A 7,510-nucleotide genomic window follows, 5' to 3' on the forward strand; every position below is an offset into this window, starting at 1 on the left:
ACTATCGGCAGTTTGAGGACGTCGCCAAGGCGGCCTGACTCAAACAAATCGGTCTCCGATGAACCCGGGGCGATTCACAGCATTCAGCCACCCGCGCTTCCGCCCTGGTCCAAGGCGGTCTTCACGCGTATCTTTCCGTGCATGGCCAAGCCCTGCTCAACGCGTTCGGCACGGAAAAAAACGACCGTTTGTATCACAGTAGGATTCGAGCGCTGACGGGTTCGCTATCCAATTGATTTATCGAGAGGTCGCAGCGAGTTTTATTGAACCGACAAAAACGGTCCTTTTTGTCCAGCGGATTTTTACTTCTCATCCCCCGACTTATCTTTCTTTAACAATCCATCCGATATTGCCCTGCAACACACGCCTCGCTGCGATGCGCCATTTCCGTGAGCCGCCCGTCTCCCGCCGGCACCGCGCCTGCTCGATTTCCAAATTCCCATGGGCGGCGTTCGATACCGCTGACTATTGCCCTCATGCATTGACGCACCAGGCCCGCCAGTCCATTCGACCATGCATCACGCGCGCTTGAAAACCGTGCCGCGCGCGTAGCCGAACACTCGTTTCGAATTACTGTCGGCCCGCTAAAACCGGCTAAGTCCGCGATCCCGCAAAGAACAAAATATCCCATTGCAAATCGACGCGCTGTCATGCTGCACCTGCGAACGCGTGCTGACCGATCGCGGCGTTCACTCCGCCCGCCCCGTGCTCGCCCCGGCGATGCATCCGGCTGGCCTCGATCGGACGATAAACGCATGGCGCTCTACAGCCGGGATTGTATCGGCGCCCGCGCGCCCACCTTCCCCGCGTCGCCACTCGCTAAAGCCAGTGCGTGTATCGAGTCGATCGGTACGGCCCGCTCTTGCGGCAACCGTGCGCTGCGTTGAACGGCTCGGCGCTACAGGCTTGGGCGCGGCCCGTGAGCAAGCGCCTGCGCCAACCTCGCCGCAGCCCGATACGATCGGCACCCGCCATTATTCTCCTTGCAACGCGCCCGGATTTCACGATTCACGCAGACACCCCCGATTCACGCCATCAACATATCATTCGACGTCGATCCCGGCCGTGCCCGGCAGTTAATCGGGGCCGCCATGCCATTCAGCCTCCTTACCAATCACAATTGATTTCCCGACATCGCATCACGTCCATCCGCCTATTCGAAAAGGAGGCTCCATTTGCAAAACCGGCTGAAACTGTCTTTCCGCCACACTTTCGTTGTCGAAAAAAATCCGCTTCAATGAAGAAAACCATGGTTTTTGGACATGACGACATTTTTTTGCATTTCAGTTTCCAATGAAACGGCATCAGGATATTCACGCGCGTCGCCGTGCAGAATATTTTCCTTATATGCATGCATCCCGCGGCCGCCAGTTTCATGACCACCTTGATCGGTCAAGCCGATTGATTCGCGAGCATTCATTCTCATTTCATCGCACGAACCGCTTTCGCGCACGAATCAAATCGAAATAAAATCGTCGATCAAACCACCTGGAACTCGCATCAAAAAATCGGCCATCGGCTTGGAGTTGGGCCGCCGCAGCGCAACCGTCCAGTGCTGATAGCCCCGCCAATCCGCTCGACGCCGTCGCTCACGCGCCGCATGCATAACTGGCACTGCCGCCACGCCCAGATGCGGCGATCGTAGTGCCGGCATGCTTTGCAAGCCGTATCGATGCGGCCGCGCTCACGCCGTCCCGCGACCCTGCACGAACGCGGGCGCGGCAACCATGCCCCACGGAACACGGACACAACCGGGTCGCGTATCGGCGGCCAGTACGCGTTTGTCGCGCAAACACGCGCATACCGCCATCGCACATCAGGCTGCCATCACGCCCGGTCCCGCTCACGCTTGTAGCGGCATGCGCTGTCGAATGCACGATCCCGGCCATTTGCACTCGGCGCATTGCATCTGCGTGGCCCGCTTCGGATGACATTGCCGCCGCTCATCCCCGGACGGCTGGATAGAGCGCCTTTGCGATGCATATGATTTAGGTAGGAAAAGAAGGATACAGAGAAGGAAGTGCCGCGCCGATCAAGGCCGCGGTGGGAACGCAGCCAGCGTGACTCACAAGGCTGTCAAGAAAGCCGCGCAAACCTTGAAATCGAGAGTGTCGGCCAATATAGAGTCGGCAAACCACCCAGTACCCGAACGAAGTTTCGGAGGCCGCGCTGGCGCATATCATCGGCGATCAAACCGAAGCGGCCTATGCACGCGGTGATCTATTCGCCAAACGTACCGGGCTAATGCAGGATTGGGCAAATTATCTGTTGCCGCATTCACTGAAGTAGCTGCATACCGAATAGCACGGTGGTCTGCCGCACTGGCGAATTGCCGTGCCGTACGAAAGTGCATAGTTTTCGAGGCCATCCGGGCGCCAGTGCCAATCAGGCTATACATCGTATAGCGCGTAATAAACCACGTGGCTTTCGTTGCGCGACTGGCTGTACATCAATCTGCGGAAGTGGTGAGACACCAAGGCAACAGCACTTCGTAAGCGTCAGCAGTGTTTGCGAGCGGGGCCGCTCTGAACAGCGCGACGAGGTGGCCGTACGGTTCGACGCTGTTTGCCTCATGCATGGTTTGAAAGATTGTCCTCTATTGATGCGGTGACGCCGGAGAGAATCCGGCACTGATGATGTAGTCACCACCGAGATGCGGACAACGGGGGGCGTGGCTCACGGACAAGACAGCGGCAATTTGCTTGATCCAAAAATGTGTCGGTCCCTTGCCCTCGCCAGCCCTTTCTGGTGCGTATGGAGCCGGGCTGTGGAACACGCCGTCATCAAAACTGCGCCGTCACCTGAAACCCGAGCGTCACCCGCGCCGTCGGAAACCCCGACGGCTTGTAGACCGGCGTGCCGGCGAACAGATCATACGCATACGCACCGAACCGCGTGCCCACACTGCCCTTCACGCCGATCACCGCCCCCGCGAGCTGCGTGCCGACCAGCGACACCGGCTGCGGGCCCCAGATATGGCCGTAGTCCAGCCCCGCATAAATCGCTTGCCCCGTCTGACCGATCGGCATCTGCAATTCGTTGCGCCAGTAGAACCCGCGCGCCGCCGCCAGCATCGTCTCGCCGTCAAAGCCGCGCACCGTGTAGCGGCTGCCGATCGTCAGGTCGTCGATGTAGTACAGCGTGTTGCCCGTGTACTGGCCATGGAAGGCCGTCACGTAGCGCAACGGCTGTTGCGCGATCGCGAACGGCACCGACAGGTTCGCATCGAGCACCGCCATCTTGTAGCGGTACGTCGGCCCGCCTGTGGCCGCCAGGCTGTCGTCTTGCGCGCCGAACGCGCCGATCCCCTGCCGATAGGCCAACGTGCCGTCGAATTGCGCGCCGCCGAAGTAATGGCGATCGGTCAGGCCGATTTCGACGAACGTGTTGTTGCGGCACTGCTGCGGAATTTCGGTATCCTCGATAAAGCTCTGGCCAAAGCGGCGCGACAACCTGAACTGCACGCCGAACACGTCGTTCTGGCTGCGCGACAGCACGCGGTTCAGCTTGAAATCGACCGTCTTCGAATTGCCGCTCGCGATGAACGTTTGGTTCACGCCGGCGATCTGCTGGTAGTAGGTATTCGTGTACGCGGACAACGTCGCGGTCCAGTAGCCCCACGGGATCGAATAGAAGCCGTTCCAGCCGTGCGAGCCGAGGCGCTTGTCGCCGAACTCGAGATCCTGGCTCACGCCAATGTTGAAGAGGTCGTTCAATCCGAGTGGGTTGTCGATGCCGAGCGACAAGTTGCCCTGCAAGCGGCCGGTCGCGCGCGTACCCGAGTTGTCAATCGAGGCGACGACCGTCCACGGCTTGCCGCGCTTCACGTCGAGCACGACGTCGCTCTCGCCCGGCACGTCGGCCGGCACGATCTCCATCGACACGTCCTGGCTCGACACGCGCTTCATCTGCTCGAGGCCCTGTTCGAGATCGCGCAAGTTCAGCAGTTCGCCGTCACGTGTCGGGAAGGCAGTTTTCCACGTACCGCGCAGTTTTTCATCGGCGAAGCGCACATGGCGGATGACACCGGGGATCAGCGAGAGCTTCAGCGTGCCGGTGGAGAGATCCTGTTCGGGCAGCAGCACGCGCGTCGTCACGTACCCACGCGCCAGGATGGCTTGCGACAGGCCCTTGACTAGCAGGTCGAGCCCCTGTTTGCCGACGCACTGGCCGGCGTAGTGCTCGAGCCATTCGCGCGCGAAGGCGAAACGATCCATGGGTAACACCGACGCGCCTTGCGACTTCAGCGAGGCAGGCAGCGCATCGGGTACGTCGAGCGCAAAACGGTCAATGCGAAAGCACGGCGTTTCGGATGGCAGCGCTGGATACCCTGCGCTCGCCGTTACGCTCGAACGCACCCCGGGCGCTGTGACGGTCCGTTCGCGCTCGCGCGCTTCTTCCTGCTGTCGGATTTGCTGGTCGTTGCCCGAAATGATCGGGCGAGGAGTTTCTTGCGCCGACACGGCCATTGGAATCAGCCATGCGGCCGACAGCAGCACGACCGGGGTACGGATTGTCATAAATGTGGTCTTGTTCGTTCGATTTTATGGCTTGGGGGCTAAATGCCCCGGAATCCAAACCCATTCGGTACCACTCCATTTCCAGAAGCCCATGACCCAGATCGTGCTCGACCACGACGGCAACACGGGCTCCATTTCCGGTTTCGGCGAAGGACGCGGAGGAGCATCAGGTGGCACGGTCTCGCATGCCGCGAGAAGCGCTGACATAACAAACGCCAGAGCCGCCGACCATTTGGATTTCTTCATCATTACCTCAGCGTCACGGGACGTCGATCGATCATGTCTTAAACCACCGGGAAACGCGACCGATCAGTCCTTGCGGAGGAGGCACCCAACCGGGTTTCAGAAAGTCGTAGACGTCATCGTAGTGATCGAGAGGCTTCACCGGCATCAGCTCCATTGGCACCAGCGGATGATCGACTTCAACAAAAACACCTCGGCGCCAGCACAGTTTCGCCTCCAGTACGGCCAAGAATGAAAAATAATCCTCTGTATACACGTGCTCCGACTTGCGTGAAGCGTCAGTGCGAATGATTTGCTCAAGCCCTTCTTTATCGCCACGAATCAACGTCGAGAAAAAATCCTCACCACGCTCGCATTCAGTTCTCAGCGGATTCCGACCGTTCTTCGCCATTCGGCGAATCTTGTCAGCTAGAGAAACATCGTCGCCCATCATAGCCAACTGAAGCATGTGAACATAGAACTGGTTATTTAATGGATCTTCTCTTGCACTCACGAACCCCTGAGGTGAGGCGACCGAGAACGCCTGGACCATCGCATTGGAGTCGGACATCATCGAGTACAATAAGTAATCTGGTGTTTGCAGCTCGAAGCGATCCTCGCTTATGGCGAGGGAAGTCAACTTGAGAACACACGAGACGTATAAATTATTTTTGAGCGATGGCATATCGCCATTGACAAAATAATCATAAAGTCCGACTACGGAGTGATCTCTCGAAAGTCCATCATAACAGCGCTTCAAATCAATAGGCTTGATCCGATTTCGGATCTTTCCTGAAATCTCCGGAATATGCCGCATGGCCGCATCAAATCCAAAAGATTTCCGCTTAATCACCTCTGCATCCATTTCGACACCTTATTTTATCTTCACAAGTGTTGCACCATTAGAATTAACACCCGTAACGACCTTTACAAGTTTTCCACTATCAATTGCCTTCTGGATCACGTCGGCGGTTGCCCTTTGATTTGCATCTCCACCTCGAAGACGGGCAACTGCGCTATCAATCCATCCATCAGTCATTTGCGTTGGCAAGCTACCGGATGGGCCATTGAGCTGGACCGATCCGTTCGCGTTCAATGGCTTGACTTCGTTGATATATACCGTGTCACCCTTGATGTAGACGCCGTCAAAGCAATTGACGCCACACTTACCATCCAGTGGAGTAAAGCCGTTGCGCACGAAGTAGTTGTTCGCCACATATTCACGGGCCTGCCCCTGCAAATCCTTCGACGGCAGCTGGTCGAGTTGTGACAGCACGCCTTGTTCCGCGGTATTCAATTTCACCGGCATGCTCTCCATCGTTACCTTGCCAGTGCTGATGAACCCTTTGCCCGTCGGATTCACCGGCCCCGCCAACCAAACATCAATCGACTCACCCACGCGGGCGACCGTCGACGCGATCTTGTTGGTTAGGATACCGCCGATGACCGTTTCCTCGATCGTGTAATCGGGTTTCACGGAGCCGTTTTGCGTGGCGAAGGAATCCACTCGACTCTGGTCGCGCTGGCTTCCGCCCGGCACGATAGAGTCGGGCAGTGTACCCAGGGTATTCAGATACGGGTTCGAACGTTGCGCAGGCGTCGCGCTGAAATACGTCTCCGGCGAACCGGCAGAAAATATGGGCGAACCGCGTACCAGAATCGGCTTGCCCATATACTGCGACAACATGTCTTGCGCTGTCTGAAGGTTCGCCAGGTAAGAGCTGAGGCCTCCCATTGCGCCTTCGCTGGTCGGATTGTTCGCCGTCTGGATCAGCGTCTGGAGATACGCCATGTTTTCCTTGTTGGCGGTGTCGTCGACCATTCCCTTCGCCGCGCGCTCGAGCATGTCGGTCCAGTAAGTCGTTGCCTTCGCCACGCAACTTGAATCGCCGCGGCATACCGCCTGCGCCTTTTCCTTCGCGAGCTGCTCGACAACCTTCGCCGCTCGCCATCAGGTTCGCATTGCCTTTATCCAGGCTGACCGTGCTGCCGCTGATCGTGAGATCCTTGCCCGACGCCAATGTGACGGTATCCCAGTTGACGTAATGACGCCAGTCGTAGAACGTCTGGTAGCGATCAAAGCTCCGAGCATGTCGGGCGATTTCTGCGCCATCTGCCACGATGCTCAGGAAGGCCGGATACGTACGCAAGCTGACGACGTGGTTCGCGTACTCGGTCGGTACGCTGTAGCGATTGCGTTGGAAGTGGATCAGGCTGGTTGCTGATACTCGCACCGGCTGCTCGATGTAGCCGTCGAAGGGCTTCGGGTTTTGCATCAACCGCGGCTGTTCGTCTTGCAGCGCCTCCGCCACGGTCAACTCAGGCCACTGAGGATGCCTCAGTTCGTGCCATGCCTGACGGCAGCGCTCCGCTAGCCATATATTAAGGACATCGAGCGACTCCCAACGCATCCGGATTGCCTCATGCCAGATCTGGCGACGACGATCCTGAACGTTTTTCTCGACGACTCCTTTCTCCCAGCCAGCGGCCCGGTTGCAGAATTCGGGCTCGAACAGGTAGTGGTTGCTCATTGCATGGAAGCGAGCGTTGATCGCCCGCTCCTTGCCGGGGCCAACTTTGTCGACCGCAGTTTTCATGTTGTCGTAAATGCCGCGACGCGGCACTCCGCCGAACGCGACGAAGGCGCGGGCATGCGCATCGAACAACATTTCGTGACTTTGGGTGTGGTACGGGGATGCGGACAAAATCTTGGACTACTTGGAGGTAGTCCATGTATTCATACGAAGACCGCGTTCGGGCGGTCGAGC

Annotated in this window: 4 protein-coding genes and 2 pseudogenes; all 6 read right to left on the bottom strand. The window is 58.0% G+C overall.

Going from position 1 to position 7,510, the window contains the following annotated elements; genetic code table 11:
- Positions 1–1,234: 1,234 nt before the first annotated feature.
- A complete protein-coding gene (locus WS68_RS23755) occupies positions 1,235–1,420 on the bottom strand; it encodes a hypothetical protein (protein ID WP_059573179.1) in 186 nt (61 codons plus the stop codon).
- Between the two features lie 1,363 nt (positions 1,421–2,783).
- Positions 2,784–4,520: a ShlB/FhaC/HecB family hemolysin secretion/activation protein gene (locus WS68_RS23760; RefSeq protein ID WP_059573180.1), complete on the bottom strand. Its 1,737-nt coding sequence runs from the start codon at positions 4,518–4,520 to the stop codon at positions 2,784–2,786.
- 24 nt (positions 4,521–4,544) lie between these two features.
- A complete protein-coding gene (gene bcpO / locus WS68_RS26920) occupies positions 4,545–4,769 on the bottom strand; it encodes a CDI system lipoprotein BcpO (protein ID WP_082710265.1) in 225 nt (74 codons plus the stop codon).
- Between the two features lie 28 nt (positions 4,770–4,797).
- Positions 4,798–5,607 carry an immunity 49 family protein gene (locus WS68_RS23765; RefSeq protein WP_059573181.1) on the bottom strand — a complete coding sequence of 270 codons (810 nt, stop codon included), beginning with the start codon at positions 5,605–5,607 and terminating at the stop codon, positions 4,798–4,800.
- A 9-nt stretch (positions 5,608–5,616) separates the two neighbouring features.
- Positions 5,617–6,681: pseudogene (locus WS68_RS23770) on the bottom strand (cell surface protein); the annotation flags it as partial.
- Between the two features lie 100 nt (positions 6,682–6,781).
- Positions 6,782–7,432, bottom strand: a pseudogene (locus tag WS68_RS26925) (Mu transposase domain-containing protein); the annotation flags it as partial.
- Positions 7,433–7,510 lie beyond the last annotated feature (78 nt).

The sequence above is a fragment of the Burkholderia sp. TSV86 genome, from assembly GCF_001522865.1.
Classification (GTDB): domain Bacteria; phylum Pseudomonadota; class Gammaproteobacteria; order Burkholderiales; family Burkholderiaceae; genus Burkholderia.

What these genes read in the sequence shown, in the direction of transcription:
- WS68_RS23755 (WP_059573179.1), bottom strand. Translation starts at nt 1,420, where the DNA reads ATGAATGCTCGCGAATCAATCGGCTTGACCGATCAAGGTGGTCATGAA.
- WS68_RS23760 (WP_059573180.1), bottom strand. Translation starts at nt 4,520, where the DNA reads ATGACAATCCGTACCCCGGTCGTGCTGCTGTCGGCCGCATGGCTGATT.
- bcpO (WP_082710265.1), bottom strand. Translation starts at nt 4,769, where the DNA reads ATGATGAAGAAATCCAAATGGTCGGCGGCTCTGGCGTTTGTTATGTCA.
- WS68_RS23765 (WP_059573181.1), bottom strand. Translation starts at nt 5,607, where the DNA reads ATGGATGCAGAGGTGATTAAGCGGAAATCTTTTGGATTTGATGCGGCC.